The organism is Synechococcus sp. R5-12 (assembly GCF_047502655.1).
Taxonomy (GTDB): domain Bacteria; phylum Cyanobacteriota; class Cyanobacteriia; order Thermostichales; family Thermostichaceae; genus Thermostichus.
In genome coordinates this window covers 1-15,059 of the sequence record NZ_JANSIM010000158.1, presented here as the reverse complement: position 1 = coordinate 15,059, position 15,059 = coordinate 1, and the positions used below count along the sequence as shown (strand labels likewise).

The following is a 15,059-nucleotide window of genomic DNA, read 5'->3' as shown; positions in this document are numbered from 1 at the left end:
GGTTCTATCATAACTTCCGCATTCCTCCCGACACTGACCCTACGTGTACAGTGCGGGGCTCCTGCGATTTCTAGCTGAATTGTTGTTTTCTATCTCCCCAGGCGTAGAAGCTTTCCACCAACTCTGCCGTCGTAGAAGGGTGCCCACGAGTCACGATCCAGTGGACAGTAGCCAGCAATTCTAGACCATAGGGCGACTCAAAGCCCTCCACGAGGTCGCTGACACGCTCAAAGCGTTCTCTCGTCTCTGGCTGTCCAGCGAGATATCTATGGGCTTCCTCGACAGCACCGGGCACCAGTTCCAGCTTCTTGTCTGGTCGATCACCGCCCGAGCCGTACCCAGAGATGTAATATCCCTCGATTTCTTTGAGAACATGCCGCAGGTTCTCAGCGTAGGGTCCATGAACGCCCTTTGTAAATCGTAGGCGAAGCGGCTCCCCGGCTTCCTGCAGGAAGTACATCAGCTTGTGCAGCTCAAGCAAAGAGACAAACGGAACAAGTAGACCGTTTACATAGCGCTCCATAAGGCCCACCAGCACCGCTCTTCCCGGCGTCAAGGAAGGGATCTGGCCGCGGCGCATGCTCTTCGGTAAAGGCTGAGGCCCGGTGGGCTCAAAGACAAGGATGTGGACGTCGGGAAGTTCTGCTAGCGCCTGCTCGATGCGGGAGCGCACATCGGGCCAATGAAGACCCCCGAGGCCGCAGCCTAGGGGTGGCAAAGCGACTGAGCGCAGACCAAGATGCCTGATCTCCTCGGCAAGGGACTTCAGCCCAGCTTCTATATCCTCGATCCGCGACTTCCCCCGCCAGTGGCGTTTTGTGGGGAAATTGATGATGTAGCGCGGATTGGTCAGGTTTCCGGTCTCGAAAACGAACATTTTGCCCGGTTGGACTTCCCCCCCGCCGGCAGGCTGCGGCATAGGCCTTGAAGTTCCCAGGCCATGATTTCAAGTGCTGTCGCAGAACCAGTAACAAGAATCCCCTGCCTTTAGGCAGGGGGGTATGCCAAAATCCCTTGCAAGTTGTCTACATGAGTAATGTGGTAGATTTTGGGACTTTCTGGAATTGGCGCCATACCTCCGCTCTACGATGCAGCTTTGAAAAAGGCAGAGCCAGATGCGCTTCAGTCGGAACGAGAGTTGAGACCGACAGGCTTTTGAGCAGTGGAGCTCTCGCTTGGCTCGGGCAGATAGAGACGTTCTTCCGAGGCGTCGTACTCAAACAGCTCTGCATAGCGTCCCCAGTCAATGGCGGTGGCAAACTGCCGTTCGGCTTCAGCGTGGGGGAAGTGTTCGTCCCAAAGATCCAAGAAGAAGTCCGCTCGCATGGAGCGGCTGCCTTTTTCTTCCAGAGTCTGCAAGATGCTGCGGAACACGGGAACCCGTGCCAATAGCTGTTGTCGGAAGAGATCCTTGCTGCGCAGGATGGTGGTGTTGGCAAAGTCCTGGCCAATTTCGGTCAGTTGCACCACCCCGCTGGCCACCTCGGCAAAGCCCAACAGCACCGCCGCATCCAAAATCGGCAGCAGATCGTCCACGGCCAGTTGCAGCCGCTCGGCCAAATCGGCAATCTCCGCCCGCCCTTGCGGCCACTCCACGATCAACTCCAGCAGACCGCTGATCCCGCCCACCCGCGCATGGGGCAGAGGCAGGGCATAGGGGGAAGTGGTCTTATCACCAGCCAGCGCAGGCAGAGCCACCTCTCCGGTAACAGCAATTTCGGGGTTGGTCATGATCTCGTAGATGTAGTCCACCAAGGACTTAAAGCGGGGATCCGTGCGCTCGTGAGGCCGCGGCAGATCTATTCTCACCTCCCCCCGGATCCGCCCCGGGTTGGATCCCAGAATCACCACCCGATCCGCTAAAAACACCGCCTCTTCGATGTTGTGGGTAACGATGAGGATGCTTTGGGAAGGGAAGGCTTGCGCATTCCACAGCTCATCAATTTCCCCCCGCAGGTTTTCCGCCGTCAGCACGTCCAAAGCGCTAAAAGGCTCATCCATAAACAGCACCTTGGGCTCTAGGACAAAGGCGCGGGCAAAGCCCACCCGCTGCTTCATCCCCCCCGAAAGCTCCTTGGGGTAAGCGTTCTCAAACCCATCCAAGCCCACCAAGTCAATGGCCTTCAGGGCCTTTTGCCGGCGGATCTCGCGGGGGATCCCTCGGGCTTGCAGCCCCAGCTCCACATTTTCTTGCACGGTCAGCCAGGGTAGGAGAGCAAAGCTCTGAAACACCATCGCCACATCGGGGTTAGGCCCGCGTAGAGGCTGGCCGTTGCTCAGCACCCGCCCTTGGCTGGGGGGGATCAGGCCCGCCATGATGCGCAGAAGGGTGCTTTTGCCGCTGCCGCTACGGCCCAGCAGAGCCAAGACTTCCCCAGCCCGCACCTGCAGGTCAATCTGGCTTAAAACGGTAAACTCCCCCTTGCCCTCTGGCAAAGGAAAGCGCTTGTAGACTTTCTCGACCTCGATCAAAACGGGGGAAGCTGCAGAGCTCATATTGCCTCAGAAATTGAAAAGACTAAAGGTGATACTTTTCTTCCGCCAACTGATACAGCCGTCGCCAGAACAGACGGTTAAGGCCCACCACAAACAAGCTCATCATGCCAATGCCCAAGGTAATGCGGGGCCAGTCTCCCACCGCCGTTGCCTCAGCAATGTAGGTGCCCAACCCCGTAGCCGTCAGGGTGGTGGATCCCCAGGCCACAATCTCCGAGACAATGCTGGCGTTCCAAGCGCCGCCGCTGGCCGTGACTCCCCCGGTGACCCAGGCGGAAAAGATCCCTGGAATGATCAGCTTCCGCCAGCGCTGCCATCCCCGCAGGCCCACATCCACAGCCATTTCTCGCAAGTCCGTGGGGATGCTCTGGGCGCCGGCAATGGAGTTGAAAAGGATGTACCACTGTGCCCCCAACGACATGAGCAAAATGCTGCCCCACTCAATGCTGATCTGGGCGCGGATAAAAAACAACGTGGCAAAGGGAAAAAGGAAATTGGCCGGGAAAGCTGCCAGGAATTGCACCACCGGCTGCAGCAGTTTCGCCAGTTTTGGATTAAAGCCAATGGCCACCCCAATGGGAGTCCAGATCACCGTGGCGAACACCAGCAACACGCTAACCCGCAGCAGGGTGAGGATCCCTAGCCCGAAGGTCAGCATCACCTCTCCAAAGCCCACAGTGGTAGCCACAAAATAAACAATCCAAATCCCAATGCCGCCAATAGCTGCCCAGGAAAGCTGGGTTAGCAGCCGCTCGCGGCGTCGCTCGGCCTCAGGACTGAGGGGATCCACCCAACGGGGGCGAGTTAAGTGGGACAACAGCCGATCCACCAACTCTGCCAAGGGGGACAGCCAACTGCCGATCAGCCGCGGGATCCGCGCCGTGGTCAGCAGATCGTACAGCCAGGATTCGGGGGCGGCAGCCCCGCTGCTCTGTTCCAGGCGAAACTTATCCGACCAAGCCACCAAAGGCCGCCAGAAAAGCTGATCCACCAGCAGGATGACCCCAGCCATGGTCAGGAGCGCCCAGCCCAGCTTGGGCAGATCCTCCGCCTGGACGGCCGCTTCCACATAGGATCCCAGGCCCGGCAGCGTGTATTCCTGGTTGAGCACGCTGATGGCTTCGCTGGCTGCCACAAAGAACCACCCTCCGCCAAAGCTCATCATGGCGTTCCAGATGAGGCCCACCATTGCCGCCGGCACTTCCAACTGGGTAAAGCGCTGCCACCCCGACAGGCGATACAAGGTAGCCGCTTCCACCAACTCTTGAGGCAGCGTGCGCAGGGATTGGTAGAAGGAAAAGGTCATGTTCCAGACTTGGCTGGTGAAGATGGCAAAGATAGAAGCCGCCTCCAGCCCCAGCAAGCTGCCGGGAAAAAGGGCAATAAAGCCGGTGACGGTAATGGAGAGAAACCCCAACACCGGCACCGATTGCAAGACATCCAACAGAGGGATCAAAATGCGCTCGGCCCAGCGACTTTTGGCAGCAATGTAGCCATAGATCAAGGTAAAAAGGGTGGAAAAGGCCAAGGCAATGAACATGCGCAAGGTGGAGCGGGCCGCATAGTAGGGCAGGTTGCGCGGATCCAAGTCGATCCGGGGCACCACCGCCGGAGGCTGAAACCCCTCAAAAGCCCCCACTCCCACCTGCGCCACCAAGGCCAGGAGAACCAACGTGCCCAGAATGATGGCCCCATCCGCAGCCCCTGCTGGCAGCCGACGCAGCGCCTCCGGCGAAGGAAAAGTCCTCATCTTCCCTGACTAAGCCCGGCGTCCGCGCCCAGTGTACACCGTTTGCGGTTAGCCAGGATCCAGCCGGCTACTCTTCCGGCAAGTCGGGGGGAGATTCCTTCCACTGGGGATTGTCCAAGATGGCTTTTTTGGTCTGCTTGAGTTGTTTCCACAGCTCTTTGATTTGCCGGTAGGCTTCTTCCGGGGTAATTTTGCCCCCGGTTTCCAAGCTACAAATCAAGGACACTTTATTGCTAAATTCCTGCAGGTTGGCATCAAAAACTAGGTTCTGCGGCTTCACTTCGCCCCAGTAGGGATAGCGAGGCGAAATGAATTCATCTTTGTTGGGAGGAGTTGGTTCTGCCACGGCCTAACCAGGGTAAAAGAATGGTTCACAACAAGAAGGTCAACATGAAAAGCTCCATTAAAGCAGGATCTACTAGCCCAGTTTATGGGCGTTTTCTCTTAACCGGCTTGGGTACTTTTGTGGGATCTCGCAGAGGATAAAACGGCTCTTGAATAGACGCTTCCCCACGTGTCGAGGGGGTGGAACTCTTCCTAGCTTTGGGTTGGGGGGGGGAACGCTTCAGGCGTGGGCGCGGCGGCGTTTTGAGTACTGGGCCGATGGGAGTGCCCGCCTCCACATAGAGCAGGGATCCACGGCGGCGCACCTGCAGATCCCAGAAATTGCCTACCCCTTTGCCCGGCAGGGATCCGATCAGGCGCAATTTGAAGGCTTGGGGCTTGGGGGCTGCGGCTCCATCCTTCTGGACTCGCTGAGCGGGGGAGTTGGCAGAAGCTTTTTTGCCCGATTGACGGATCTTGACGATGATGAACCCTTTCTCCTGGGATTGAAAAACGACCTCGCCCCGGATGGAAAACCAATCCGGCACCACTGTTGGACGGGATCCCTCGGGGAGAGTTCGCCCCATTTCTTCTGGGGCCCACACCCCCAGCAACTGCACGTGCAGATCTTCGGTTTTGTCGCGGGTGCGAGGATAAACCACCCACAGATAGTTGCGTTCCGGCCGTAGATGCTTGCGTACCAGGCTCATCACCCGGCCCAGCAATACGGCATTCAGATCCAAGCCATCCGAGGTGCGCAAAATCCCGCGGGTAAAGTGCTCTGGGGAGGGGATGTATTGCCCTTCGATGAGGCCGATGGCTCGGTATTGCATCTTCTCCCCAGGCGGGGGGATGGGTTCCAAACAGACTCGCTCTTTCTTTTCTTCCAAGCTAGCAGTGGTACTGACAACGGGCTGCAAGGACTCCGTCCCGCTGTCGCGAACAGCACCAGGAGCTGCCGCAGGATCCTGAGCTTTCGCTGATGACAGGGATCCCTTGGCCTCACCCGTTGAGCTGGGTCTGGGGGGCCGTACCGGTCGAAAGGGAGGTCTCAGATCGGAGGACATTGTGACGGTTCCGTTGCAGTCAGTCCAAAATGCTCAGCAGCAAACATTTACTTTACCGTTGCAAAAACAGGCTATAGCTTTAGCTTTGCTCTTGACCCAAGGCTTGCTCAGCACACCACCCATTAGCCTAACAATGCCCAACAGCGTTTTTCCATTCTGCTTCTATTGGGAAACTCCTAGCAGCTGCCCTTGCCCGCAGTTGTCAACACTGTAGCCGACCTGTAGCCAATACTAGCAACTGTTCCAAAGGAATGGTTCTCAGGCTGCAGGATGTCTATTCCCCAGACAGGGCCATTGATATTGATGAGTACCTGTAGTTTTTTCCGGCAACGCTGACTGGAGGTGTTTCTGCACAGCCGGGATCCGACTGACCGATCCCCAGGGCTCTCTAAGGGCTGGATTGCATTCCCTCAGCCAAGGGGATCCATTCAGCCATCTTGAAGCTCATCGCTTAGGCAGGCGTTACCCACACCTGGGGAGTAAAACTGCCGTGTAGGCCATAGGGAATGTGGTGCCGCAATGGGATACGCGCGACGGGGCCGGCTGTCAGGTCGGCTGCTTCTAGGATCACCACTTGAGAGCGCTGGCTGGCCGCATCAAAAACCACCGTCACGATCCACCCTGCCTCTTCGCCCTGACCTTCTGGATCGGGGATGAACACCGGTTCTCCCACAAAGCCGCGGGGGGCAAAGCTGTACTGCTGCGTGCGGCCTGTGGCGGTATCCAGCTTGAGGATGGCCTGTAGGGGAGCATTGGGGCCAGGAGCATGGGTGGCCCCGATGTAGATGTAGCGGTGGGATCCCCCCATTTGAGCCGGGTGGATAGCCGGAAACTCCACCGAGCGGTCCAGCAGCAGTTCCCGCTTCACGCTGCCCCCCTTGGGATCCAGATAGAACCGCCACAGCTTGCCCGCCGGAATCTGGGCAAAGTCAATCTGCAGGTAATCGGCATCCGGCTCCAGGGCAGGGTAGCTCTCATAGAGGACGGCATCCACCACCACCTGATCCCCGACTTCGTAGCCGTTGACAAAATGGAAAACAAACCCCGGCTCCGTTTCCAGTTGCAGCGGCTCGTCGCCCTGGGGAAAGAGCCAGATGCGGGTCGGCTCCCCCGGTTTCAAGGTCAGACAGGTGCCCGCCGGTTGCCAGCCCAACACAAACGGCAGGGGGTTGAAAGCCAAGGGATTTTGGAAAAAGATACGGTAGCGGGGTGTCCAGACAAAATCGTGCAGGAAGGCAAAACCGGGCAGGCGGTAATCCCGCTTTTCCACCAAGCGCCCGCGCGAGTCCAGACGATAAAACAGCAACGTGGAGTTCTGGGCAGCCCGCACCCCAAAGGCGATGAGATCTCCCGTGTGGGGATCCCGCCGGGGATGGGCGGTAAAAGGCTGGTTGGCTGAGATCCCTCCTGCAAACGTTTCGATCCCCTCGGTGGCCAAGGTGGCCGGGTTCAGCCGGTAAGGGGCACTGGCCTCCCACAGGGCCAGCAGCTTATCTCCCTGGTAGATGACGTTGGTGTTGGCGGGATTTTTAAACCGCAAGTCGAGAAAGTTGCTCCACCAGCCGCCCGGCTTTTGGGTGCCAAACACCCCTCGGTAAAGCACCCGACCGGCTTTTTCCTCTGCTTCAAACTCGCGGGTGCGCACAAACCGGTTGCGAAAATGAACTTTCCCCCCCACAAAGGTGATGGCGCAGACCATGCCGTCGCCATCGAACGGGTGCCCGTAGCGCTGGGATCCCGCCTCCAGCTTGCCCGGGCCGTTGCGAAACAGGGTTCCCCGCAACCCTGCCGGGATCCGTCCTTCGATCTCCGTAATCCAATAGTCGTACTCCTGGGATAGGGAGCGATAGCCCAATTGCCAGTCGGTGGTGCTGTAGGGAAGGGAAGCGACGCTGACCATGGAAGATCTGCATGCAACGCCCTCTATTGTTGCTTAAACTTTTGTGAAGTCGCCAGTTTTTCTGGGCCGGGATAGCCACCTTGGTTGGGATCCCCAAGATGGAGTTGCCCCGATTCGACTATGGTAGGAAATGCCCCCAAAGCGCCTGACAGGATCCACAGTACCCATGTTTGATGCCCTCTCCGAGAAGTTGGAATTGGCCTGGAGAAAGCTGCGCGGCCAGGACAAGATCACCGAAACCAACATTCAAGAAGCTCTGCGGGAGGTGCGGCGAGCCCTGCTGGATGCGGATGTCAACTTGCAGGTGGTGAAGCAGTTTATCGAGGATGTGCGGGAAGCTGCCCTGGGATCCGAGGTCATCCTGGGGGTGACGCCGGATCAGCAGTTCATCAAGATCGTCCACGACGAGCTGGTGAAAGTGATGGGGGAAGCCAACGTGCCCATTGCCCAAGCGGAGCAGCCTCCCACCATTGTCCTCATGGCCGGTTTGCAGGGATCCGGCAAAACCACCACCTGCGCCAAGTTGGCTCTGTATTTGCGCAAGCAGGGCAAGAAGTCCCTGATGGTGGCCGGAGACATCTACCGTCCGGCGGCCATCGACCAGCTCAAGACGCTGGGCCAGCAAATTCAGATCCCCGTTTTCGACCTGGGCAAAGCAGATCCCGTCGAGATTGCCCGGCAGGGGGTGGAGACGGCCCGGCAGCAGGGCTACGACTACGTGATTTTGGACACTGCCGGTCGTTTGCAGATTGACCTGGAGATGATGGCGGAGCTGGAGCGGATCAAGGCGGCGGTGCAGCCCCACGAGATCCTGCTGGTGGTGGATGCCATGATCGGCCAAGAGGCAGCCAGCCTTACCCGAGCCTTCCACGAGCGCTTGGGCATCACTGGGGCCATTCTCACCAAGCTGGATGGGGACACCCGCGGTGGGGCCGCCCTTTCCATTCGCCAAGTGTCCGGTCAGCCCATCAAGTTCATCGGTGTTGGCGAAAAGGTGGAAGCGCTGGATCCCTTTTACCCAGATCGCATGGCCTCCCGCATTCTGGGTATGGGGGATATCCTCAGCTTGGTGGAAAAAGCTCAAGAGGAAATCGACCTGGGAGATGCCGCCAGCATGGCGGAGAAGATGATGACTGCCCAGTTTGATTTCACCGATTTCCTCAAGCAGATGCGCCTAATTAAACGCATGGGATCCTTGGCAGGGCTGCTGAGACTGATGCCAGGGATGGGCAAAATCAGCGAGGAACAACTGCAAAAGGGACAAGACCAACTGGCCCGCGCCGAAGCCATGATCAACTCCATGACCCCCGAAGAGCGGCGCAACCCGGATCTGTTGGCCCGCAGCGTCAGCCGCAAACGACGGGTGGCCCGCGGATCTGGCCACAAGCTGGAGGATGTCAGCCGACTGGTCAGTGATTTTCAACGCATGCGCGACATGATGCGCAACATGGGCATGGGTGGCGGTTTTCCCGGTATGGGTTGGGGGGGTGGGCGTACCTCTCTTCCCGGCGGGGATCCCAGTTGGCGCGGACGTTCAACGGCCTCTCCCTCTCGGCAACAGCCCAGCCGCAAGCCGGGCAAAGGTGGGGGCAAAAAAGGGGGCGGCAACCGCGGATTTGGGGGCAAGTAGGATAGGACTATGCCCTTCCACGTTGTTTTGGTTGCCCCAGAGATCCCGGCCAATACGGGGAATATCGCCCGCACCTGTGCAGCCACCGATACGCCTCTCCATCTGGTGGATCCTCTGGGGTTTCGCCTTTCGGATCGCTACCTCAAGCGGGCGGGGCTGGACTATTGGCAGCACGTCCAACTGTATCGCTACCCCTCTTGGTCTGCTCTGGTGCAGGCCCACCCTGAGGCCCGGTTCTGGTGTTTTAGCGTGCGCGGCAAAGCCCTCTATACGGAAGTAACCTATCAGCCGGGAGACTGGTTGGTGTTCGGCAGCGAAAGCCGGGGGTTGGATCCCATGTTTTTGGAAACCTATCCCAGCGTGCGCATCCCACTGCGGGGGCCGGTGCGCAGCCTGAACCTCAGCAATGCCGTAGCGATTGCCCTTTTTGAGGCGCTACGTCAGCAGGGATCCCTGACAAAAGAATAAGTGGTCGGGTTGGCCCTGATATAATAGCTACTTCTCCCCGTCAGGAAGATGTGTGCTCTGCAGTATCTGCGCCCCGACTTGCTCTACCTCAAGCCCTACGACGCTGTGCCAGCCCCGGCTGCCGACAAGCTGGATGCCAATGAGTTCCCCCTCGATTGGCCGGCGGGCTTTAAGCAGAAGCTCTCCCTCCTTTGGGAAAAGGGGATCCCCAGCAACCGCTATCCCGATGCCCACCACCGGGGCCTGAAGCAGGCCATCGCCGCCTATGCCGGAGCGGAGCCAGAGCAGATCAGCCTGGGCAATGGGTCGGATGAGCTGATCCGCTCCCTGCTGATTGCCACCTGTCTGGGCGGGCGGGGCGGCATTTTGGTGGCAGAGCCCACCTTCTCCATGTACGCCATCCTGGCCCAGAGCCTGGGGATCCCAGTGGTGCGGGTTCCCCGCGACCCGGAGACGTTTGCTCTGGATCTAGAGCGATGTCAACAGGCTTTGAGGGAGCATCCGATTCGGGTGGTGTGCCTGGTGGATCCCAACTCGCCGACGGGGAACGGCCTGACGGCTGCAGAGTGGGAGTGGGTGGAAGGGCTGCCCGAAGAGATTCTGGTGATTTTGGATGAGGCCTATTTTGAGTTCAGCCGGCACACGGCCCTGCCCAAGCTGGCGGAGCACCCCAACTGGGTTATCTTGCGCACCTTCTCCAAAGCCTTTCGCCTGGCAGCTCACCGGGTGGGCTATGCCATCGGCCATCCGCAGCTTATCCAGGTGCTGGACTCCATCCGCCTGCCCTACAATCTCTCGGCCATCTCCCAGTGGGCCGTTCAGATCGCCCTGGAACATGCCGAGGAGTTTTTGGCCGACCTACCCCTCATCCGTCAGGAACGAGATGCCCTCTACCAAGCCCTGCAGGAACTGCCGGGGGTGCGGGTGTGGCCCAGCCAGGCCAATTTTCTCTACTTCCGGGTGGCAGGATGGGATCCCCAGGATCTGCAGCGGGCCTGGCAAGAGCTGGGAACTTGTGTGCGCTGTACCGGCGGCGGGCTGCGCCTAACGGTGGGCACCCCTGAAGAAAACCAACGCGCCCTGGAGCGGCTGCGGCAGATCTTGCGGTAGTTGGCTCTACTTCCAACTCCTTCTCAACCTGGGCCGAGCAATCGCTGAATCAGGCTATGAACTTGCTGGAGCTGCCTCTCGTTGAGCCGCTTCAGTTCCTCGCGGATTGCCACTTGCAGTCTCTGAGCTTCAGTTTGCTCCCGCTGCAGCAGCCAACTTTGAACAGGGCTGGGGTGCTCCACGAAGTCATGTGGCCAGGGATCCCGTTCGTCCAGCTCAGGTTCTGCCTGGGGCAGCTGCTCCCTCCAACGCTCTTGAGCCTGTCGAAACTCCTCCGCCAAACGATCTGTTGGGCGCCCCTCCGCTTGGAGAACCTCTTGATACCTTTGGTGGGTCACCAGCCAGCGCTGCCGAATTTGAGAGCGTTGCTGCCTGGTCAGCCTGCCGGTTCTGCTTTCGGTGAAGCGCTCGTAAAACCTGAGCGTGTCTCGGTAGTGGCCCAATCGCTCACAAGCCAAGCCTACCTCCAGGGGCTGTAGCCACCAGGCCCGCTCCATCTGTGTGCTGGTAACCACTTCCTGCAGAAAATCTCGCAGCCCAGGGGATTTGCGCCTTAAGTCTTCCCAGTTGGTCCGGATATCCCGGGCCATGGCAGCCACCAGCTCGTAGTCATGTCCCCGCTGCCACGCCTGAGGATGGGCCTGCACCGTTTTCCAGAGCTCCTCCCACTCTCGGCACTGGATCAGAACTCGCAGCATCAGCGGCCAGTCTTTCAAGCGCTCCAGACTGGTGACGACGTCGCCGATGTACTCTGCCCACTCGCCTGTGAGGGGACGTCCTGCCTCTTGCCATCGGTCCAGCACCACCGAGTCTTGGCGGTCTTTGGATAGCCACCTCACCTTGCCGGGAAGGGGTTCCAGGTGGATCTTGGCCCGGTAGTAGGGGGAATGCTCCGTTTGGCCCCCCTGATCCCAAACCTCTACCGCCCGCTCAAATTCCTGCCGATAGAAGTGACAGATACCCCAAATCTTGTAGTACTGATTCGCGAACGGCTGCCGCTGGCCGAGAAAGGCCAGACGTCCCTTCAAAGCCTCAAGGGTCTCTTGCAAAAACCGGCTGCGGGCCTCTGCCTGAGGGCGGAAAGTTCCCAAGTTGTTGAGAACTTGCTCAAGCTCTGCCAAAAATTGCTGTACACACTCTTTCCAGGTGGAATCCGTTCGTGTAAGCGGGACGAAGTCCCTATCTTTGGGGCTGACTTCAACGCTCAGCCAATCTCGCACCTGCACCACCTGTCGGAAGCGCTCCATAGACTTGACAGAGGTTCTTTGGGTCGCCACCATCAAGTCCACCAAGGGGCTGTAGTCTGGGATCCCAGGACATCCAGCAAAGTAGGCGGCGTTACGCTGCAGCTCCAACCAGGCCTTCCCTCTCCAAAAGCACTCCCAGGCTTCTCGTTTAAGATTTTTGTTGGGCAAAGCAGACTGCTCCAGGCTCAGGAACTTTTGCCCTGCGGAAACGTAATCCCTCTGGAGCTTGAGGAGCCAGGCCTGACATTCCTGTTCTAGAGGTGGTTTTTTTGCCTTCCGCGCCAGAGTTTGAACATCCTCCAGAAGTTTGAGGTTGCCCTCCTCGATGCCGCGCCTGAGAAGCTCAAGAGCTGCCTCCTGCAGATCTTCCAAGCTTGTATTGGTCCAGTACTGGATATTGATGCCTTTGACAGGGTAACCCAATACCGGTGGGTCGGTCTCCCATTCCGACCGATCCGGTTGCAGAGAAGGATGATCGAGCCAAGAGTTGGATTCTAAGCTTGGATCCCAGAACTCCCGCCAACCGGCAGAGGTGTCCACAATGGCCAGGGCCTCGATGGGGCGGGTAATGCCGACATACAATTGGTTGAGAAAATAATGGAGTTGCAGGGATATCGCCTCCCCAGCTCCTCGGGCGTAATAATTAAGCTGCCGGTTAAAGTTTTGTCGATAGGCGTTTCCAAACTTGTAGAGGATAACTTTTTTGAACTCCATTCCCTTAACAGACGTAGCAGTTTGCAGGAGCGGTGGTTTAAGATTCTGCTTCAATTCCTCGGCAAAGATCTTCTGGAGTTCGGGATCCTGACGCACGTAGTTCAGCTCCTCTCCCACAGGACAGGGTAAGATACAGACTGTTCCTGTGAGATCACTAAGCATTTTTCTAAGCTCATCTTCGATTAAGTTTCTTTCCTGACCATCCAGCACAAACCTTTGAACCGGCATGCCCTGCTCATGGGGACGCCAGGGCTGTTGGGGATAGATTTCTCGACTCTTGCTGAGAACTCGCCGCCACAGGTTGACTACATTGCTAAAACGAGTAACTTGTGGATTGCTGCGATAGTTGTTTCTCAGCTCCTGCGGGCCTGCAATCTCAAAGAGATGGCTCGGCAACAAGTAGGCGCGGATATGCTCGTATAGGTATTTTTTCAGGGCAGCCCAACGAAATCCCGTCGGGTTAATGGTTTGCAAGGGATCCCCGGCAAAGGCATAGGGCAGGCGCTCAATAGCCCAATCCAACTTGTATTTTCCCCAAGGAGATAAGCAAAAAATGATATTCAGCTCAAGTTGGGTAAAGTCCTGAACCTCATCGCAAAAAATGACTGGATGAATAGGATTAAGAGTGCCATTCTGCAGCACATCTCTGGCCAAATCTTGGTCATCCCAGTAGCCCTCGTGGGTGGTTCGATCCCGGTAACCCGGCCAAATCTCTTCGTAAATCCGCTCGAAGGCTTCTTCATCCACACTGCGGTCGGCCTCAGGCAATTCTCGGTAGCTATCGGGATCCAAATAGTCACTGACCTCATAGCCTTTGATCAGCGTGCGAATGGTGTGCCAAGCCAGCTCTACATCGCGGCGACCACAATACCAGCTCTGAAATCGATAAAAATTGACATACCGATCCGGTTGGTAGCGTTCTTGCCGCTCGGCAGGAAGACAGTTCAGCAGGTAGTCCTGAAAAGTGCTAAAAAAAGCTTGACACTGCTGAATTTCCTCTGTGGAGAAGCTGCACCCCTCCTCCCGATAGCGGTGGCTGATGCGCAAAATTGAACTTACCCTGTTGCGAGCTTGCTGCACCAAGCTTGGGCTGTAGGTCAAAAAGAGAGGGCGGTACTCAAGAGGTCTCTGTTTTGAAGTTTTGAGGTAGTGGCTGCAATAGTCGGCAAAGCGGTAGTACAACATCAGAGATTTGCCACTCCCGGCCCTTCCGTTGATCAGTAGGGGCATGGATGTACTCTGCAGGATTTCTTCCTCCTCCATGGACAAAGCCAAATTTCCCTCTGTGATCTCCTGCATTTCCAACCAAATGGTCTCATCCATCACCATGTAGTCGGGGTAGGCGCGACGGGCGTACCGCTTCCACACCTCCAAAGGTTGCGGGTGCTGGAGAATGTCTGGCTGCTTGGCTTTCATCCCAAAGAGGCAGGTTTGGCATCCCAGCTCAAACCGTTCCTTTTGCTCTGGGGCGTGGTCGTAAACTCCAATGAGAAATGGAAACAATCTCCCTGGCTGCTCGCACGCTTGTACCAAGCTGACGGCCAGATACAGGGATCCCTCCTGCCAGCATTTGACCTCTGCCTCCAGATAAAACGGCGGGAGCTGCCGGTAGAGCCTGCCTTCAATTACCAAGCGGGATACTGCTTGGTAAGCCTGGCGCCGCTGCTCTGGAGAAAGGGCCCGTACTTGCCGAACCCATTCCCCGCTTTCCAACACCAGCCGCTCCTGCGGATTGGGAGCATTCAAGAACTGTGTCCATTCATACAGCTCGTCGGGCAGAGGGGGGAGATGGTTTGGCGGATCCCCTGGTTCGTGCCGCTGCGCCAGCCACGCCTGCAAACGGTCATCGGGCACCCAGCTCCGCACCCGTTCTTGATAATCGGGATCTCGCCGTCGGTCTAAGAACTCCCGGTATTCGTGACTGCCTCTCGGCCAGAGGCCAAACAAAACCAGAACGGGTACCTCGCCTACATAGCGCAGCTCCCCCACCAAGCGAATGTTGTTGCGGAGATTACGCTTCCAGTAAGGGTAACGAACGTCAAACAACTGGCTCAAAAGGGTGCGACCCCCCTCTTCCAGCCGTTCTATCAATGCTTCTAGGTTGCACTGGGTTTTGCTTCCCAGAAATTCCTCCGGGCAATATACATACATGGGATCCCGCCGGGTATACTTGGAAGCCATCCTAGTGCCGGACTACTGGCGAAAATTGCCGCTGTGCCAAAAGTCTTAATTTTTTTCATAATCCCCACGTAGCCCACAACTACCTATGTAGCCATTTGCAAACTCACAAAACATCTCGATTCAAGCTTTTGTAAACTACCCGACACCCGCGCTATGCGCAGGGTGCGGGCTT

Annotated in this window: 10 protein-coding genes; 3 read left to right on the top strand and 7 right to left on the bottom strand. The window is 57.6% G+C overall.

Going from position 1 to position 15,059, the window contains the following annotated elements; genetic code table 11:
* Positions 1 to 70: 70 nt before the first annotated feature.
* From NW843_RS09125 to NW843_RS09100, 6 genes are all read right to left on the bottom strand, one after another.
* The gene (locus tag NW843_RS09125) at positions 71 to 919 is read right to left on the bottom strand and encodes a macro domain-containing protein (RefSeq protein WP_414522747.1); all 849 of its coding nucleotides are present in this window, start codon (positions 917 to 919) and stop codon (positions 71 to 73) included.
* Between the two features lie 203 nt (positions 920 to 1,122).
* Positions 1,123 to 2,496: a nitrate/sulfonate/bicarbonate ABC transporter ATP-binding protein gene (locus NW843_RS09120; protein ID WP_414522746.1), complete on the bottom strand. Its 1,374-nt coding sequence runs from the start codon at positions 2,494 to 2,496 to the stop codon at positions 1,123 to 1,125.
* A gap of 22 nt (positions 2,497 to 2,518) precedes the next feature.
* Positions 2,519 to 4,246, bottom strand: coding sequence for an ABC transporter permease (locus NW843_RS09115; RefSeq protein ID WP_414522745.1), 1,728 nt, complete (start codon positions 4,244 to 4,246; stop codon positions 2,519 to 2,521).
* Positions 4,247 to 4,313: 67 nt separating this feature from the next.
* Positions 4,314 to 4,592, bottom strand: a complete 279-nt coding sequence (locus tag NW843_RS09110) for a hypothetical protein (RefSeq protein ID WP_414522744.1) — start codon at positions 4,590 to 4,592, stop codon at positions 4,314 to 4,316.
* Between the two features lie 82 nt (positions 4,593 to 4,674).
* Entirely contained in the window at positions 4,675 to 5,637 is a 963-nt protein-coding gene (locus tag NW843_RS09105; protein ID WP_414522743.1) for a hypothetical protein, read from the bottom strand.
* Positions 5,638 to 6,088: 451 nt separating this feature from the next.
* A complete protein-coding gene (locus NW843_RS09100; protein WP_414522742.1) occupies positions 6,089 to 7,537 on the bottom strand; it encodes a carotenoid oxygenase family protein in 1,449 nt (482 codons plus the stop codon).
* A gap of 166 nt (positions 7,538 to 7,703) precedes the next feature.
* Between NW843_RS09100 and ffh the strand changes: the two genes are divergently transcribed.
* The 3 genes from ffh to NW843_RS09085 are packed head-to-tail and all read left to right on the top strand — an operon-like array spanning position 7,704 to position 10,745.
* Positions 7,704 to 9,167, top strand: a complete 1,464-nt coding sequence (gene ffh, locus NW843_RS09095) for a signal recognition particle protein (protein ID WP_011431929.1) — start codon at positions 7,704 to 7,706, stop codon at positions 9,165 to 9,167.
* Positions 9,168 to 9,176: 9 nt separating this feature from the next.
* On the top strand, positions 9,177 to 9,635 hold the full coding sequence (locus NW843_RS09090; RefSeq protein WP_414342486.1) for a tRNA (cytidine(34)-2'-O)-methyltransferase: 459 nt from the start codon (positions 9,177 to 9,179) through the stop codon (positions 9,633 to 9,635).
* A 48-nt stretch (positions 9,636 to 9,683) separates the two neighbouring features.
* A complete protein-coding gene (locus NW843_RS09085; RefSeq protein ID WP_414417634.1) occupies positions 9,684 to 10,745 on the top strand; it encodes a histidinol-phosphate transaminase in 1,062 nt (353 codons plus the stop codon).
* 23 nt (positions 10,746 to 10,768) lie between these two features.
* On the opposite strand, the gene NW843_RS09080 is transcribed toward NW843_RS09085, so the two are convergent.
* Positions 10,769 to 14,887 (bottom strand): hypothetical protein, encoded by a 4,119-nt coding sequence (locus NW843_RS09080; RefSeq protein ID WP_414522741.1) that lies wholly within the window; start codon positions 14,885 to 14,887, stop codon positions 10,769 to 10,771.
* Positions 14,888 to 15,059 lie beyond the last annotated feature (172 nt).

Coding starts and splice junctions, on each gene's coding strand:
- NW843_RS09125 (WP_414522747.1), bottom strand. CDS start 919: ATGCCGCAGCCTGCCGGCGGGGGGGAAGTCCAACCGGGCAAAATGTTC.
- NW843_RS09120 (WP_414522746.1), bottom strand. CDS start 2,496: ATGAGCTCTGCAGCTTCCCCCGTTTTGATCGAGGTCGAGAAAGTCTAC.
- NW843_RS09115 (WP_414522745.1), bottom strand. CDS start 4,246: ATGAGGACTTTTCCTTCGCCGGAGGCGCTGCGTCGGCTGCCAGCAGGG.
- NW843_RS09105 (WP_414522743.1), bottom strand. CDS start 5,637: ATGTCCTCCGATCTGAGACCTCCCTTTCGACCGGTACGGCCCCCCAGA.
- NW843_RS09100 (WP_414522742.1), bottom strand. CDS start 7,537: ATGGTCAGCGTCGCTTCCCTTCCCTACAGCACCACCGACTGGCAATTG.
- ffh (WP_011431929.1), top strand. CDS start 7,704: ATGTTTGATGCCCTCTCCGAGAAGTTGGAATTGGCCTGGAGAAAGCTG.
- NW843_RS09090 (WP_414342486.1), top strand. CDS start 9,177: ATGCCCTTCCACGTTGTTTTGGTTGCCCCAGAGATCCCGGCCAATACG.
- NW843_RS09085 (WP_414417634.1), top strand. CDS start 9,684: ATGTGTGCTCTGCAGTATCTGCGCCCCGACTTGCTCTACCTCAAGCCC.
- NW843_RS09080 (WP_414522741.1), bottom strand. CDS start 14,887: ATGGCTTCCAAGTATACCCGGCGGGATCCCATGTATGTATATTGCCCG.